The 15,450-nt window shown below is 64.5% G+C and carries 16 protein-coding genes; 6 read left to right on the top strand and 10 right to left on the bottom strand.

Annotated elements, in window-relative coordinates:
* Positions 1 to 97 precede the first annotated feature (97 nt).
* The 4 genes from ACUXH0_RS16605 to ACUXH0_RS16590 all read left to right on the top strand — a co-directional run bounded on the left by ACUXH0_RS16605 (position 98) and on the right by ACUXH0_RS16590 (position 3,451).
* Positions 98 to 772: a cytochrome b/b6 domain-containing protein gene (locus ACUXH0_RS16605; protein WP_009239163.1), complete on the top strand. Its 675-nt coding sequence runs from the start codon at positions 98 to 100 to the stop codon at positions 770 to 772.
* Positions 773 to 780: 8 nt separating this feature from the next.
* Positions 781 to 1,572: a molybdopterin-dependent oxidoreductase gene (locus tag ACUXH0_RS16600; protein WP_137910766.1), complete on the top strand. Its 792-nt coding sequence runs from the start codon at positions 781 to 783 to the stop codon at positions 1,570 to 1,572.
* Positions 1,573 to 1,690: 118 nt separating this feature from the next.
* Positions 1,691 to 2,005 (top strand): pentapeptide MXKDX repeat protein, encoded by a 315-nt coding sequence (locus tag ACUXH0_RS16595; RefSeq protein ID WP_182594226.1) that lies wholly within the window; start codon positions 1,691 to 1,693, stop codon positions 2,003 to 2,005.
* 45 nt (positions 2,006 to 2,050) lie between these two features.
* Positions 2,051 to 3,451 carry a cytochrome c biogenesis protein DipZ gene (locus tag ACUXH0_RS16590; RefSeq protein ID WP_137910768.1) on the top strand — a complete coding sequence of 467 codons (1,401 nt, stop codon included), beginning with the start codon at positions 2,051 to 2,053 and terminating at the stop codon, positions 3,449 to 3,451.
* A gap of 403 nt (positions 3,452 to 3,854) precedes the next feature.
* On the opposite strand, the gene ACUXH0_RS16585 is transcribed toward ACUXH0_RS16590, so the two are convergent.
* The 10 genes from ACUXH0_RS16585 to ACUXH0_RS16540 form a co-directional block, all read right to left on the bottom strand.
* Positions 3,855 to 4,115, bottom strand: a complete 261-nt coding sequence (locus ACUXH0_RS16585; protein ID WP_004633335.1) for a hypothetical protein — start codon at positions 4,113 to 4,115, stop codon at positions 3,855 to 3,857.
* 24 nt (positions 4,116 to 4,139) lie between these two features.
* Positions 4,140 to 4,601, bottom strand: a complete 462-nt coding sequence (locus ACUXH0_RS16580) for a hotdog family protein (protein WP_004633334.1) — start codon at positions 4,599 to 4,601, stop codon at positions 4,140 to 4,142.
* Positions 4,598 to 5,401, bottom strand: coding sequence for a beta-ketoacyl synthase chain length factor (locus ACUXH0_RS16575; protein ID WP_004633333.1), 804 nt, complete (start codon positions 5,399 to 5,401; stop codon positions 4,598 to 4,600). Before ACUXH0_RS16575 ends, ACUXH0_RS16580 begins: the two co-directional genes overlap by 4 nt.
* Positions 5,398 to 6,615 (bottom strand): beta-ketoacyl-[acyl-carrier-protein] synthase family protein, encoded by a 1,218-nt coding sequence (locus ACUXH0_RS16570; RefSeq protein ID WP_004633331.1) that lies wholly within the window; start codon positions 6,613 to 6,615, stop codon positions 5,398 to 5,400. The genes ACUXH0_RS16575 and ACUXH0_RS16570 overlap by 4 nt, the downstream gene beginning before the upstream one ends.
* A 74-nt stretch (positions 6,616 to 6,689) precedes the next feature.
* Entirely contained in the window at positions 6,690 to 7,553 is an 864-nt protein-coding gene (locus tag ACUXH0_RS16565; protein ID WP_024973667.1) for a polysaccharide deacetylase family protein, read from the bottom strand.
* Positions 7,550 to 9,982, bottom strand: a complete 2,433-nt coding sequence (locus tag ACUXH0_RS16560) for an MMPL family transporter (RefSeq protein ID WP_182594225.1) — start codon at positions 9,980 to 9,982, stop codon at positions 7,550 to 7,552. Before ACUXH0_RS16560 ends, ACUXH0_RS16565 begins: the two co-directional genes overlap by 4 nt.
* Before the next feature lie 13 nt (positions 9,983 to 9,995).
* A complete protein-coding gene (locus ACUXH0_RS16555; RefSeq protein WP_182594224.1) occupies positions 9,996 to 10,592 on the bottom strand; it encodes an outer membrane lipoprotein carrier protein LolA in 597 nt (198 codons plus the stop codon).
* Positions 10,589 to 11,551: an LpxL/LpxP family acyltransferase gene (locus ACUXH0_RS16550; protein WP_009239154.1), complete on the bottom strand. Its 963-nt coding sequence runs from the start codon at positions 11,549 to 11,551 to the stop codon at positions 10,589 to 10,591. The genes ACUXH0_RS16555 and ACUXH0_RS16550 overlap by 4 nt, the downstream gene beginning before the upstream one ends.
* Positions 11,548 to 13,245, bottom strand: coding sequence for an ApeI family dehydratase (locus ACUXH0_RS16545; RefSeq protein ID WP_182594223.1), 1,698 nt, complete (start codon positions 13,243 to 13,245; stop codon positions 11,548 to 11,550). The genes ACUXH0_RS16550 and ACUXH0_RS16545 overlap by 4 nt, the downstream gene beginning before the upstream one ends.
* A 26-nt stretch (positions 13,246 to 13,271) precedes the next feature.
* Positions 13,272 to 13,946 (bottom strand): COG4648 family protein, encoded by a 675-nt coding sequence (locus ACUXH0_RS16540; protein WP_182594222.1) that lies wholly within the window; start codon positions 13,944 to 13,946, stop codon positions 13,272 to 13,274.
* A 411-nt stretch (positions 13,947 to 14,357) separates the two neighbouring features.
* Between ACUXH0_RS16540 and ACUXH0_RS16535 the strand changes: the two genes are divergently transcribed.
* The gene (locus tag ACUXH0_RS16535) at positions 14,358 to 14,618 is read left to right on the top strand and encodes a phosphopantetheine-binding protein (RefSeq protein WP_004633317.1); all 261 of its coding nucleotides are present in this window, start codon (positions 14,358 to 14,360) and stop codon (positions 14,616 to 14,618) included.
* 54 nt (positions 14,619 to 14,672) lie between these two features.
* Complete coding sequence (locus ACUXH0_RS16530; protein WP_009239151.1) at positions 14,673 to 15,443, top strand: glycosyltransferase family 2 protein; 771 nt, start codon at positions 14,673 to 14,675, stop codon at positions 15,441 to 15,443.
* The last annotated feature ends 7 nt before the right edge of the window (positions 15,444 to 15,450 follow it).

Here is a 15,450-nt window from a genome sequence, read left to right as displayed (position 1 = left end):
AGGACTGATTGTCCCGCGATCTGACCGGCGCAGTTATCACAATTAATTGAACTTTGCGTGATGAATCGGTCAGGGGAAGCGCCCAAGAATACGTTCCATGAAACGCGACGCCCACCTCTCTATGCCCACCAGCATCGACACCAGTCCGGTGCATCCGTTGTGGATGCGCTGTACGCACTGGTTCAATGCCTTGGCAGTGATGGTGTTGGTGCTGAGTGGTTGGCGCATCTACAACGCTGCACCGTTCTTTCCATTCACTATCCCAGCCTCCGCTACTTTGGGCGGATGGCTGGGAGGGGCGCTTCAGTGGCACTTCGCAGCGATGTGGTTGCTGGTGGTCAACGGCTTGGTCTACCTAGTCATGAATGTCGCCAGCGGCCGACTGGCCCGCAAATTTTTCCCAGTCACGCCGGCGGGTGTGCGGTGTGACATGGTCGCAGCGCTCAAGGGAAGGCTCTCGCATGCCGACCCGCGCCACTACAACAACGTGCAGCGGCTCGCCTATCTGTTGGTGATATTGGACATCGTGCTGTTGGTGCTTTCGGGCTTGGTACTGTGGAAGTCGGTGCAGTTCGCGACCCTGCGAGAGCTACTTGGTGGCTACGAGGTAGCTCGCCGCATCCACTTCTGCGCGATGGCCGGCGCTGTGGCGTTCGTGGTGGTGCACCTTGTGATGGTAGCTCTGGTGCCACGCACCCTGCTGACGATGTTAGGCGGCCGCGTGGCTGGCACCCCCTCCCCGATCCAGGACCGGTCGTCGCACGACGCCTGATTCGTCCCATGAAGATATTCAAAGCTCCCAGATTCGACGGCATTGATGGTGACGCTGTGCTCATCGAGGCACGCCGGCAGATTGCCCGTCACGTCAACCTGCCCGCGCGTCGTGCTTTCCTGCAGCGCTCGCTCACGCTGGGCGGCCTGTCGCTGCTGACCGGCTGCAGCATCTCTGACAACGAGCAGGTCGAGGCGGCTCTCTCGCGTATCTCACGCTTCAACGACAAGGTTCAGGGCCTGATCTTTGACCCGAACCAACTGGCCCCCACGTACCCTGACTCGATGATCACGCGCCCCTTTCCGTTCAATGCCTACTACGGCGAGGATGAGGTGCGCCAGGTTGATGAGCAGGCATGGCGGCTTGAGGTTACCGGTCTTGTCTCCGACCGACGTCAATGGAATCTAGCCGACCTGCGTGCGATGCAACAGTACGACCAAGTGACACGCCATATCTGCGTGGAGGGCTGGAGTGCGATCGGTAAGTGGGGAGGCGTGCGCTTTGGTGACTTTCTACGCCGAGTTGGCGCCGACTTGAGCGCCAAATACGTCGGTTTCAAGTGCGCTGACGACTACTACACCAGCATCGACATGGCGACCGCGCTACATCCTCAGACACTCATGGCCATAACCTATGACGGCGCGCCGTTACCTCCGAAGTATGGCTTCCCGATGAAGCTGCGAATGCCCACCAAGCTGGGCTACAAGAATCCGAAGCATATTCGGGCCATTTTTGTGACCAATACCTATCCCGGTGGCTACTGGGAAGACCAGGGCTACAACTGGTTCGGCGGGAGTTGAGCCCCACGTCCGCTCCCCGGACTGTGGCTTGGCTGCCAATGAAAGCGAGAGGCCGTGTTCACAAGGACCGCGCCATACATAGGCAATGCAAGCATCATCACTTACTTAGGAGAATCACATGAACAAGTTCGCTACCACTCTGCTCGCTGTCAGCCTGACCTTCGGCGGTGCCTCGGCCGTTTTCGCTGCGGACGCCATGGGCAAGGATGCGATGTCGAAGGATGCGATGTCGAAGGACGCGATGTCGAAGGACGCGATGTCGAAGGACGCGATGTCGAAGGACGCGATGTCGAAGGATGCGATGTCGAAGGATGCGATGTCGAAGGATGCGATGTCGAGGGATGCGATGTCGAAAGATGCGACGAAGAAAGACTCGATGAAGAAGGACGCGATGAAGAAGGACGCGATGAAGAAGGACGCGATGTCGCAGTAAGCCTCCTTTGACGCCCCTCCAACTCGAGATAAGGAAAGTCGCACCATGACTCTCTTCATCATTTCGTTCCTTGGAGGGGCGCTGACCGTGCTTGCTCCATGCATCCTGCCGGTCATCCCCTTTGTGTTCGCAAGGGTCGACCAGCCATTCGTCAAAAGTGGGCTTCCTATGCTGGTGGGGATGGCCTCCACTTTTGCAGCGGTCGGAACACTTGGCGCTGCGGCAGGCAGTTGGGCAGTAGAAGCCAACGAGTATGGCCGAATCGCTGCAACCGCGTTGCTAGGGCTCATGGGAGCTGCGATGGTCTTTCCTCGCCTAGCTGAACGTCTCACACGCCCCCTGGTCTCTGTTGGCTTGGATCTGTCCAATGCCGCCAATGCACATACTGCAATGGCCGGGAACTGTGTGCTCCCCTCCTTTATTCGGGGGGTCGCGACGGGGCTTCTATGGGCGCCATGTGCCGGTCCGATACTTGGATTAATTCTTACTGGCGCTGTTCTTCAAGGGCCAAACGTCAAAACCTCTCTGTTGCTGTTAGCGTACGGCGCTGGCGCCGTGAGTTCTCTTGCACTGGTTCTCCTGGCCGGCCACAGGATTTTTGCCGCCATGAAACGCTCCCTCGGCATTGGCGAGTGGTTTCGAAAAGGTCTAGGGATAACAGTGCTTTCTGGCGCGGTCGTAGTCATGACCGGCGTAGACACAGGGTGGCTTGCTCAAGTTTCATCGGGCAGCGTCGAAGCGTCGGTTGAAAAAATGCTGCTCCAACATTTCGCTCCAAGGCAGACCGGGAAAATGCCTATCGTTGACGGGCAACAGCAGGCAAAAAGGAATGCACCCGGAGGTCGTCTCATCCTTGTACAGGCGCAGCAGAATCGACAACCCCTGAATTTGCCAGTTGAGGGGCTTTTTCCACCGTTGACTGGCGCCGTTGAATGGTTGAACTCACCTCCGCTCACGGTTGAGGCGTTGCGCGGCAAGGTGGTGCTGGTGAATTTCTGGACCTTCGGTTGTATCAATTGCCGCAACGTCCTGCCCTATGTGCGCGAATGGGACCGGAAATACAAGGACCAGGGACTTGTTGTCGTGAGTGTTCATGCACCCGAGTTTGCGTACGAGAAGAACATCGAGAACGTGAAGCGTGCCGCAAGCGAACTTGGCGCGAGCTTCCCCATAGCGATCGATAACCGATTTGAGATATGGAAAGCCTTCAACAATAACTACTGGCCGGCCAATTATTTTATTGATTCCCAGGGGCGCATTCGCTTCCATCATTTCGGTGAAGGCGAGTACGAAAAGTCAGAGCGTGTGATTCAGCAACTCCTCAAGGAGGCGCGAGTCGGAAATCGGCCGGTACCCATGACCGAGACCACGCTTGAAACGCTGAACGCTGCTTTGGCCCTCCAACGCGCGGGAGATTTCGTTGCGGCTGGGGTTGGCGCTGGATGACGAGCAGTAGTGGACAGTCCGGCTCGGTTTAGCAACATGCCTGTATGTACCTGTGGATACCTTTTGCACGAAGGAGCTAATTCGCCCGCTCTTCTGCACCCCATCTCAAAGGCTGAAAAGATGCACCTAACCCCAACATCAAAAGTGACGGACGAAGGCGCCAGTTCACCGCTGCGCGAGTGGACGTGGACTGGTGCGTACAGACAACGAGATTTGATCACCTTGTGTTTGGCAGAGTCTGCGGAGTTGTTCGTAGTTTGTTATTAAATCAATGGGTTATTGGAGATTCCACAGTGGGTGGTTCCTAACCGTTTTGAATCCGTCTCGCCATATAACAAAAACCCGGCAGTCCGCAAAGGACGCCGGGTTTTTGTTGCCTGCAGCGCGCAGACCTGCTGCCGCTCTAGTCACTCTCGCAAGGTTTCTTGAAGACATGCTTCACCCCGCATTTGGTCGCATGCGCCGCGTTTTTCACGCCATGCCCGACTGCTCGTGCGGCGTTGGCTGTGGCGTGCCCGGCTTCCTTTGCCGCATGGCCGGTCTTACGGGCGGCTTCCTTCGTGTCCTGCTTGATGTTCTCCTTGGTCTCGGACAAGTCGGCATGGGCCAGGGGGCTGAGCAGCGCCACCAGCAACGCGGGGATCAACAGCAGACGACCATTCACGGCGGGAATCCTCACAAAACAGGTTCATGCAACGGACGCGTCGAGCACCACGGCGGCGCGACCGGTCAACAGGATGCGTGCGCCACTGCGCACGGTAAAGCGGTACAGCACGTTGATGCCATCGCCGCCGATGCGTTCGGCTTCGACGTCGAGCGGCGTCTCGATTGTGTCGAGGCGCGGTACGTGGGCCTCAATGCTGCGCACACTGGCGAGAAAGCCGGCGCGCGGGCGTGCTTGCGCAGCATCGCACAGAGCGCCGTGGACGGCCATCGCCTGAGCGGCGTATTCGATGCCGCAGACAGCCGCCAATTGACCGTGGGAGCGCAACGGGTTGGCAGTGTCACGATGACTCGTGGCGTTGCAACGGATGTGCGCGTCGTCCCAGGCGACGACGGTGTCGAGCAGGCACATCGTGCCGCTGTGTGGGATACGCGCTGCGATCCAGTTGCGGTCGAGCGGCGGGGTTGGCTGCGCGTTTGACGTCATGGCGTGCCGAAGGTGATGTCGACCTGTACGCGGGTCTCGTGCAGGTACTCGAGCACCACGCGGCCTGCGCGCCGTGCGGCCAACGCTTCCAGCAGCGGCAGCGCGCGGGCTGCGGCGTTGCCGTGCCACAGCGTTTCGAGCCCGGGTTGTGCCAACGCCGTTAGCGGCGCGTCGGTCAGCGCAACGTCAATGCGCGCGAGCGTGCGCGGGCCGGCTTCGGGCGCGAGCACCAGCGCCACTGCAAACGGATCGGGCACGGGGCGCACCGCGTTCAGCGGTTCCGGGTAGTCGCCGTCATACGCGATCACCAGCGCGGGCGAGGCGTCAATCGCGACCTGGCAGAGGCCGTCCAGCAGGCCGGCGGCAAAGCTGCCGTCGTACGCGCACAGCACGTTGGACGGTGCCATCGCGTGCGTGGCGATGCTCCAGTAGCCGGCTGGCGCGTTGTGCACGGAGTTGTGAAAACGCGTAGGTGAGAGCTTGCGGTCGTCCCCCGCCAGGGTTTCACAGATGGCGTTGCAGTTATGGCCGTCGCCGCCGGACGAACTGAAGACCGTGGCCAGCGTAGCGGCATCGCGTCCGCTGGCTGCGACAGCCTCGTGGCCGACTGCCAGGGCGAGCTTGACCACCGGCCCCGTGCGGCGGCGTTCGACCGACGGCAGGCCGGCTGGCGGCGGCAACTCTGTCGGTGCGTGTGCGTAGCGCGCACGGCCGGCAAGCACGTCGGCCGTATGCGGCCAATCCGGCAGACCGGGCCCGAGGATGCCGGCGCTCTCGATGAAGGCGCTGAGTCGGGTCATGACGACAGGCCCAGGTGATCTGCGCGGCCGAAGACCAGGCTGCAATTCGTGCCGCCAAATCCGAAGGCGTTGCTGAGTGCCGTGCGAACGCGGGCGTGGCCGCTCTCCGTCAGATAGTTGGCGATGAGCGCCGGGTCCGGCTGCGTGGTGTTGATGCCGGCAGGCAGAAATTGATGGCGCAGCGCCAGTGCTGTGATCACGGCTTCCAAAGCTCCGGCCGCGCCCAGCGTGTGGCCGGTCGCGCCCTTGGTCGAACTGCACGCCGTGCCGTGGAACAGCGCCTGGATGGCGCGGGACTCCGCTGCGTCATTGCTGGGTGTGCCGGTGCCGTGCAGGTTGATGTAGTCGATGTCCGCCGTGCTCAGGCCGCTGGTAGCGAGCGCTTGCGCCATGGCAGCGCGTGCCCCCAGCCCTTCGGGGTGCGGCGACGACATGTGATGCGCATCGCTCGATTCGCCAATGCCGAGCAGCAGGATGGCATCGTCGTCCAGCGCGTCGTTTGCCTCGGGGGCACGCTCCAGCAGCGCAAAGCCGGCGGCCTCGCCGATGGAGATGCCGTCACGCGCCACGTCGTACGGCCGGCACGGTTGCCGCGACAGCAGTTCCAGCGAGTTGAACCCGTACAGCGCCGTCAGGCACAGCGAATCGACACCACCAACCACCGCCGCATCGATCAGGCCCGCAGCCAGCATGCGCCGCGCCGAGGCAAACACCTTGGCCCCCGACGAGCACGCCGACGAGATCGCCATGGCCGGCCCGCTCAACCCGAAGTACGCGCGCACAAATGCGGCTGGAGAATAGATATTGTGCGTCTGCGCGTAGTGAAAGCTGGCCGGCAGCGCGCCCGTTTGCGGATCGCGCTGCTGGTAGGCGCGTTCGGTTTCGAGAATGCCCGATGTGCTGGTGCCGATGAATACGCCGACGCGTCCCGCGCCGTGGCGTGCCTTGGCGGCTTCAACGCTTTCGGCAAAACCGTCCTGTGTGAGGCCGATCTGGGCGAGCCTGTTGTTGCGGCAATCGAAATCGGCCAGGTCTGCGCGCACGGGCGCGGCATCGGCGCCAGGCACTTCGCCGATCCACGTGTCGAGATCGGCGCGCGGGAAGGTGCACGGCGCGAGGCCGCCCCGTTGCCCGCGCAACGCGTCGAGCGTGGCGTCAAGGCCACGTCCGAGGCAGCTCGTGGCGGTGAAATGCGTGAGCAGGACGGGCTTCACTGGGGGCGATGTCGTGGCAATTGTGGGGTGGGGTGGATTCGGCAGGCTGCTGCGCCGATCGTCAACAAATTTTATCAAATGGTCATTTGCGAGCGCGTGGCCTGCGCGGGCTCCGGCGCAAGGGCAGCGCGCAACGTCGTGCACTGCAATTGCGCGCGCGCGGCGGTCTCGAGCACCTTCGGCAATACGGTCAGCAGGACGGGGTCGCCGTGTGCATCGCGCGCCGCATGGCCGTCGTGGAGCAGCAGGATGTCTTGCGGCGCCAGACCGTGCAGCAGGCGTTGGGTGACGGCTTCGGGTTTGCGCGAGCGGGTATCGAAGCCGCGGCGCGTCCAGCTCGCCAGTTGCAGGCCAAGCTGGCACAGCACGGGCTCCAGAAACGGGTTGCGCAGTCCGGCCGGCGCGCGGAAGAACAGCGGGCGCGTGCCGGTGATTTGCGTGAGCGTGTCCTGTGCGGCAGCAATCTCGCGCCGCAACGCGCCTGGCCCCTGCAGCGAGAACGTATGCCGGTGGCGCTGACTGTGGTTTTCCACCGCGTGCCCGCGCGCGACGATGGCCTCGACGCAGCGCGGGTGCCGCTGCGCCAATTCGCCGATGCAGAAGAAGGTGGCCTTGGCACCGTACTGGTCCAGTATGTCCAGCACGCGCGGCGTGACATCGGGGTCAGGGCCGTCGTCGATGGTCATTGCGATTCGCTGGCCGGCCGTGGCGGGCAGATGCGTCCAGTTGGGACCGAGCCATGTGCTGCGCGGCCATAGTCCGCCGGCCATGAGCACCAGATGCGAGGCGATGACGCCGCCGCCCGCCCACGGCCATGTCGACGGATCTGCTGCAACGGCAACCGCTGCGCCAGCGTGCAGGGCCAGCGCGCCGCTGATCAGCGGGCTCGGCTTCCAGCGTCGGGCGGTGCCAAGTGGCGGGGTGATCGGTGCGTTCATGCTGTGGCGTGCTGATCGTGATTGGCGCGTGGCGCGAGGATGGCGGCAAACAACAGCGCAAGCATGGCGCCCGGGCCGACGGTCAGCCCGAAGGTTTCGAGCATCGGCACGCGAGAGAGCGCGAGCAGGCCGAAGCCGGCCACCGTCGCCAGGTTGGCCACCAGCAGTGACACCAGAGTCTGCGGCGCAATGGCCTGTGTGCGTTGATTGAAGAACAGCGCGTAGTTCGATCCCACCGCCACGATCAGGAGCATGCCGACGAGATGCAGGATGGTCAGCGGCACGTTTGCCAGCGCAAAGCCGGCCGTTACCACCAGCACCGCCGCCACCAGGGGCGCCAACGCGCGCAGCGTCCGCTGCGGTGAGCGCAGCGCAACGAGCAGCAGCAACGCGATCGCCGCAAAACCCGCAATCGACAGGCGAAGGTCTTCGCGCACGTAGTTCACGTACATCCGATCGGCTTCGACCTTCATGTCGACGAAGAGCGCCCCGGGTACGTTCGCATGCTCAACGGCTGCGCGAATCGGCGCGGCATCGAGGCTGGGCGGATTGGGTGCGTTATTCGTGGTAGCCGGCGCGGCGGATGGTGCACCTGGTGGTGCGCGCAATGGCAACATGGCGCTCCACTGGCCGGCGTGTTCTGTTAGCAGTGCGTCCACCGCCAATGCCATCGACGTGCCCTTCAGATCTGCGCGCCGCAAAAAGGGCTGCGCGCGTGCCGCGTCCACATCGGCGATGAACGGGGCGAAGAGATCGGGTTTCACGCGGATCGGCTGATCTTCAACGGCGCTACGCATGCCCGCGGCCAGTGCGTCAGCGGCGGGCAGGCTTGCGAGGCGGGCGCGCTGTGTGGCATCGCTCGGCAGGTAGCGCGCGGGGTTCTCGAAGCCGGCGAGCACGCCGTCGTTCACCAGCGGTTGCAGCTGCGCGGCGATCTTTTCAGCGCCTTCAAGCGCGGCCTGTTCCGTTGCGGCCGGGATCACCACCAGATAGCGCACGTCGGGCGCGCCCACATCTGCGCGCAGGCTGGCGTCGAGCGCCTGGCTATTCGCGGGGACGGGGCTCAACGCGGCCAGTTCGCGGCTCCACAAGCTATCGCGATGCAGCGCAAGCGCCGCACATGCGCCGATGAGCACGGCGGCCAACAGCCAGCGCAGGCGCGGTGCGGCAGACGTCGCCCGCGTCAGCCACGCTCCCACGCGCGAAAGATCACGCGTCGCCACTTCTGCACCACGCAGATGCGGTAGCACGTAGCGCGTGACGAGCGCGGCCGTTACCAACCCCACAATCGAATACAGCCCCAGTTGCACCAGGCCGGGAAAGCCCGAGAACAGCATCGACGCAAAGCCGCACACCGAGGTCAGCACACCCAGGCGGATGGTCGGCCAGTACGTGGCAATCCATGCGCGCAGGCTGTCGTGGGGAGTGGCGCCGTGCAGGCGGGCGGATTGCACGAACAGGTAGATCGAATAGTCGACCGCCTCGCCGATGAGCGTGGTGCCGAAGCCGAGCGTAAGCCCGTGCACCGCGCCAAACGTGAGGCTGACCGCTGCCACGCCTGCCGCCACGCCGGACAGCACCGGCAGCAACCCGAGCACCATCGTGCGCGGCGAGCGGTATACCGTTAGCAGCAACGCCACCACCAGCACGAGGCTGACGGCGGAAAGCCGCTCGACGTCGTGCTTGATGGTGTCGCGCGATTCGACGGAGAACACGCCCGGGCCGGTCATCAGGATGCGCGTTGACGCTGCGTTTGGCACTGCGCGCGCAACCGCATCGAACGCGCCGCGCACGGCATCAATGGCATGCGCCTGTGCGTCGGTGTCGGAGCCGGCGGCCGTTGTCTGCACGACCAGCACGGCACGCTGGCCATCGCGTGACGCCCACACGCCGTGCTTCGACGACGGCAGCGCGGTGTTGTCGAGCTGGCTGACGAGTGCCGCCACCTCGCCAGTCGGGTCACGCGGCAGCATGTTCTTGGCGACGAGCCCTGCCGATGAACTCAACAGATCGAGGCTTTCGCCCAGCGCCGCATGTAGCCCTTCGGCGGAAAAGCGCTGCGGCGTGACTGCGGGGCTCAGCACGTAGCGGTGGTCGAAGATGAACTGCCGGTCGCGCGCTTCGCTCACGGGCTCACCATTGTTGACGGCGCTGAATTGCGCATCGGCACGCAGCCTCGCTGCGAGCTGCTTTGACAGCGTTGCACGGGTGGCCGCGTCACCACCCTCGATGCCGACAAGGATGAGGCGCGACACGAGCCCCTCGCGCAACTGGTCGACCAGCACGCGTTGCTCGGCACTCGGCGAGCGCGGCAGAAACGCCGACAGGTCCGCCGTAAAGCTGGTACGTCCGATCACGACCGCGCACAGCAGCAGGCCAGTCAACCAGACCAGCACCGCAGGGCGACGCAGGGCGTGCAAGCGTTTCATGTGCGCGCCATCCTTAGTTGCCGGGCACGCGTTGCAGGCGCATCAGCGAATGATCGCCGTCGGCCTGGCGGATGGCGACGCTGCGCAGCACATCGCGCGTGCCCTCCAGCGTGATGGTGCGCACCACTTGCTGCATGCGCGTGTCGATGGGCGAAAGGGTGAGCGTCCAGTCATCGCCGTGGCCGGCGATGGCGACCTTGTAGATCGCTTCGAGCGCGTAGCGGTTGCCGGCCAGTGTGGCGCGGATGCTTTCAATGAACGCGCCCAGCTCCGGGTATTGCGACAGCGGCATCGTGAACTTGCGCTGGTTACGCTCCACGGTCAGCTTGTCGCCGTCAATCACGAGATGTTCGGGCTTGGGGGCCAGCGTGTGCTTTTCCAGATGATCGGGCGCCACGAACACCAGCTCGCCGGATGATTCGATGGGCTGTGCTGCAATCGACAGCGTCTTCGTTTCCGTGAACGTGGCGCGCCCCGATTTGTTGCGTGCGAGCGTGGACATCAGGCGGTCGAGCGTCCAGGCGGAATCCGCAGCGTGAGCGGTCGCGGCCAACATGCTGGCCGCGAGCAAGGCCAGGAAGGCGCGGAAGAATGGGCGCGTTGCAGTCATGGCGTTTGCGTGGTCTGGTGGTCGGCGGGGGCGTGATCCGGCGCTCCGGCCGCGTCGGCATCCTGCCAGAAGTCGAAGTAATTGAACCAGTTGTACGGTGCGGTGCGGCAGTAATGTTCAACGCGTTCCACATAGCGGCCGAGCGCGGCTTGCACGGCGGCGGCGCGATCTTCGCGGCGCACATCGGTGAAGTCCGCCAACAGATCGAAATGCACAGCGTAGCGATTGCCGCCCAGGTGCAGCCCCGTCATGAACAGTACGGGGCGTTTGAGCATGGCCGCCATGTGCAGCGGCCCCAACGGAAACGCCGCCGGGCTGCCGAGAAAATCCATGTGCCGGACTGATGGCCCCGCGTCGCGCAACAGCGTGCGATCGGCCAGCATGCCGACGAGCCGGTTGTCATCCAGCGCTTCGCGCACTTGCAGCATGGCGTCCACGCGGCCGAGCGGAATGACCTCCGGCGCCGCCGCCGGGTTGATGGCGGCCACCGCGGCGTTGATGTTGCGTGCATTCTCTTCGTACATGGCGACAGCCACGCGTAGATCCGGCACCGTCCGGCCGAGCGCGCGTACCACCTCGAAACTGCCCAGGTGCGCGCCCAGCAGGAACGCGCCGCGCCCCTGCGCCAGCACGTTGTGCACGTGCTGTTGGCCCTGCAACTGGATGTCGAACAGACCGAAGCGCCCGCTGATCAGGTAGATGCGGTCATGAATGGTCGTGGCGAACGTGAGCATGTGGCGGAACACGTCGCAGAGCGTTGCAGTGCGGCCGAGCGCGCGGCGCAGATAGTCACGTGAAGCGCCCCGCGCCGCTGGCGAGGCCGCCACGAAATACAACGCAATCAGCCGCAGCAGGACCCGGCCGAACGGCCGCCCGAGCCGCAGCGAGAGCCACGTCATCAGGCGCAGCAGCGCGAGGTTGCTGCGCTCCGGACGCTCGGCCCAGTCGGAGCGCTTCATGCGGCAACGCCCTCCGGTGCCGGGGCAGACAGCACGCCGCTGGCCACTTCACGTTCGCCCGCGCGGATTGTGAAGCGCACGGTGTTGCTTGCCGTCGTCTCGAACGCGAGATCGAGCACTTCCCCGGGTGCCGCAGGACTGAGAAACTTGGCCGAGCTGATCTTGCAGGCATCAAGCGAGCGGCCCAGCGCCGCACCGATCGTGTGAAGCGCATGGTCGAGCAGCACCACGCCCGGCACGATCGGATGGCCAGGAAAGTGCCCCGGCAGCGCGGGGTGATCAGCGGGAATGGTGAAGCGCATGGCGTGCTTGTGTGCGTTGCGGTGCGAATGCTGTGCGATCAGCGCGGCCAGCACATCGCGCGCCAGTTTGCCGGTTTCGTTGCGCGGCAGCGCGTCCATCAGCAGCAGTGGACGCGGCATAAATGCTGCGTCGATGCGGTCGTGCAGGGCACGCAGCACGTCCGCCGCGCTGAGGCCCGGCGCCACAACCAGCGCCACCAGGCGCGTGACTGCCGCGCTGCCGTACGTATGCCGGGCGGCGGGCGCATCGTCCGGCATGTAGAACACGCCGTCCACCACACCGGCAATCGCGTTGAGTTGATGGTTCAGATACGCCAGCGACGACCGCTTGCCTGCAATGTTGATCAGATCGGCCTTGCGCCCGTGCAGGAGAAAGTGCGTGTCGTCGATCAGTTCGATCGCGTCACCCATCGGTACCGGGGTTTCGACGTGTCCGCCATAGACCCACACCGTCGGGCCTTCGTCTTCCGGCGTGCCGGAGCGCGATTCCATGCGAACGCCGGGGTACAGGTGCCACGCGGTTTCTTGCGCGGTACGGCGCGTCGCGACCTGGCCGGTTTCGGTGCTGCCGTAGATTTCCAGAAGCGGCGCGGATAGGCGAGTCTCGGTCTTCCGCGCCAGCGCCTCCGACAGCGGCGCTGTGGCCGACAGGACGAGCGATGCACTCGGCAACGCGGGCTCCGATGCGAGGAGCGCCCGCAGATGCACCGGCGAGGTCACCAGCACGCGCGGCTGCGGTACTGCGTCCAACGCCTCGCGAATGTCCGCCGGATAGAACGGCTGCCGGTTGCTGAACGCCAGACCGCCCTGTAGCGCCAACAGCACCGTCACCTCAAGGCCGTACATGTGCTGTGCCGGCACCGTGCCGACCAGCGTGAAGGCGCGCCCATCGGCCAGGCCAAGGTGCGCGACGGCCGTGCGCATGCAGCGCGCCAGTGCGCCCCACGTCTTGCGATGCGGCACCGGCGTACCGGTCGAGCCGGACGTGAACAACACCGCCATGACTTGCGACGTGTCGATCTGCGGCACGTCGATGGGCGCTGCGCCGGGCGTCAACGCATCGGGATAACGGAAGGCAGGCAGGTCGACCGGGCAGGCGGTCGCATCGTGCAGGCAGAACACATCGGGCGCGAACGCCGAAAGCTGACACACCATCTGCGCCGTCTGCATGGGCGGCAGCAGGCTGACCTTGCCGGCCACCAGCGCTGCGCACAGGCCGACGGCAAAGCGGTAACGGTCTGCGCAGGCGTTGAACACGTGGCCGCCCGGCGGCAGCATCGCGGCCAGCGCCATCACATCGGCCAGGAACGTGCGCGCTGAGACGGGCGTGCCGTCACGCCAGGCAAGCGTGTGGTCCAGCGTTGGATGGGAGACCAGCGGGTAAGTCGGCATGAAGCAAATCTTGCAGGCGGGTAGGTTCAGCGGGACCGTTCTGTGGCAGCGGGCGTGACGTGCCCGGATTGTTCCGATTGTCGATACGCGCGCACCGCGTCGAACAGGCTGGAGTGTGGCTCACCGCGCAGCACGATGCGGCGGCATAGGTATTCCGCCACGAACACTACGCCCACCAGCGGCAGCGACAGGTAGTTCGCAAACGTCGACCACGTGACGGTGGATGCCGTGGCAAACAGTAGCGTGGACACGGCAGCGGTTGCCAGGAAGAACAGCGTCCATACCAGCGTGACTTGCCGCGAATAACGCGCAATGCGCGGTGTGAGCGTGCCGTGCACCATGTGGGCAAAGTGCGTGCACAGCGGCTCGCGCCCCGCCACCAGCGTGCGGCCGAACACGTAGGCCATCATCAGGTTGAAGCTTGCATGCTCGAGGTACAGGCCCCAGTCAAAATGCGCGGCCAGCGGCGCGCGCGCCATCCACAGCACTGAGCAGACGAGCAACCACAGCGGCAACAACCATGCACGATGCGTGGTACGTATGGCCGCCACCAGCGCGATTGCCAACGGCGGTAACAGCGCCATTGCCAGGCCCACGCCATGCGCGCCCGGCGTGGCCGCTGCGTAATGCGCACCGACCTGATACGCCACGATCGCACCCACGCCCGCTGCGCCTCGCGCAAAGCTGGTCAGTCGGTGCATGGCAGGGCAAGGTGGGGGGAGCGGCGCTGCATGGTTGTCGTAGGGGAGTGCACGGCAGTTTCATCATAGGGCGGGGCACATTCTAGGGCCCCGAGCCTGTCTCGCCCGATCCGGCGGCGGCGTGTTTGTAACCGGATGTACGCGCTCGGCCGGCCGTGCGACGGCGCCCCTTGCCGCTTTGTGGCGCCACACAAGCCGTTGAATCGTTTGCGTCACTTCGTGAAAGCGCCGCGATATGCGGTGTTTGTCACGGTTTCGCGCTATACGGGGTGTACCCCTTCGTCTAGAATCCGCCTAGCTTAAACGACCCCCTTCACAGGCTGGGCTGGACAAGGCAGGGGCTTCGGGCAAGAAGATCGTCGGCGGCTCTGGCCGCAGTCCCCGCAGCGCGCCGCCTGTGGCGCAAGACCGATGAACGACCTGGAAAAAGAGCTCGCCGCACTCATGATCGGCGAACTGAATCTCGAAGACATTCAACTCGATGCCCTGACCGCCGACACACCGCTGTATGGCGAAGGATTCGGGCTCGATTCCATCGATATCCTCGAAGTTGCGTTGCTGATCTCCAAGAAATACGGCTTCGAGCTGCGCTCGGGCGATCCCGATAACCAGAAGATCTTCGCCTCGCTGGGCTCGCTCGCGGCCTACGTGGCAGAGCACCGCACGCGATAGGCTCGCGCCAGCGCCCGACGCATTCCGCTTTCAACGTTTGGCCGGACCGACGCCATGCCGATGACCGGCGCTTCCACTTCGCACCTCGTTCTGATTCCAAGCTACAACCCTGGCCACAAGGTTGACGACACCGTGCGCAGTGCGCGCGCACAGTGGAACCCGGTCTGGGTGGTGGTGGACGGCAGTACCGACGGCAGCACCGAACGCCTGCAGGCCATGGCCGCGCAAGACCCGGGGCTGCGGGTGATCGTGCTGCCGCGCAATCGCGGCAAGGGCGTGGCTGTACTGGCTGGTCTGGAGGCCGCTGCGGCAGCAGGCTTTACCTACGTGCTGACCATGGACGCCGATGGGCAGCATCCCGCCAACCTGATCCCCGAATTCATGGCTGCCTCGCAGGCGGCGCCCGACGCGATGATCCTCGGCCAGCCGGTGTTCGACGCAACGGCGCCGCAGATGCGTGTGCAGGGCCGGCGCCTGTCCAATGGCTGCGCGGACATCGAGACCCTGTGGGCTGGAATTGGCGATACGCTGTTCGGCTTTCGCGTTTATCCAATTGCACCGCTGGCCGAGATCATGCGCCAGCAGAGCTGGATGCGCGGTTTCGATTTCGACCCGGAAGCGGCAGTGCGCCTGTGCTGGGCCGGCGTGCGTCCGATCCGGCTGGCGGCGCCGGTGCGCTACTTCCGCCCGAACGAGGGCGGCGTGTCGCATTTCCGGTATCTGCGTGACAACATCCTGCTGATCGCAATGCATCTGCGCCTGGCGGCTGAGGGCTTGCTGCGCTTGCCCTCGATGATCGCGCGGCGCCTGCAGCGCGGCTGGTAGTCCGCGG

The organism is Ralstonia sp. 110700041-2 (assembly GCF_056280165.1).
This window is presented reverse-complemented; position numbering and strand designations above follow the sequence as displayed.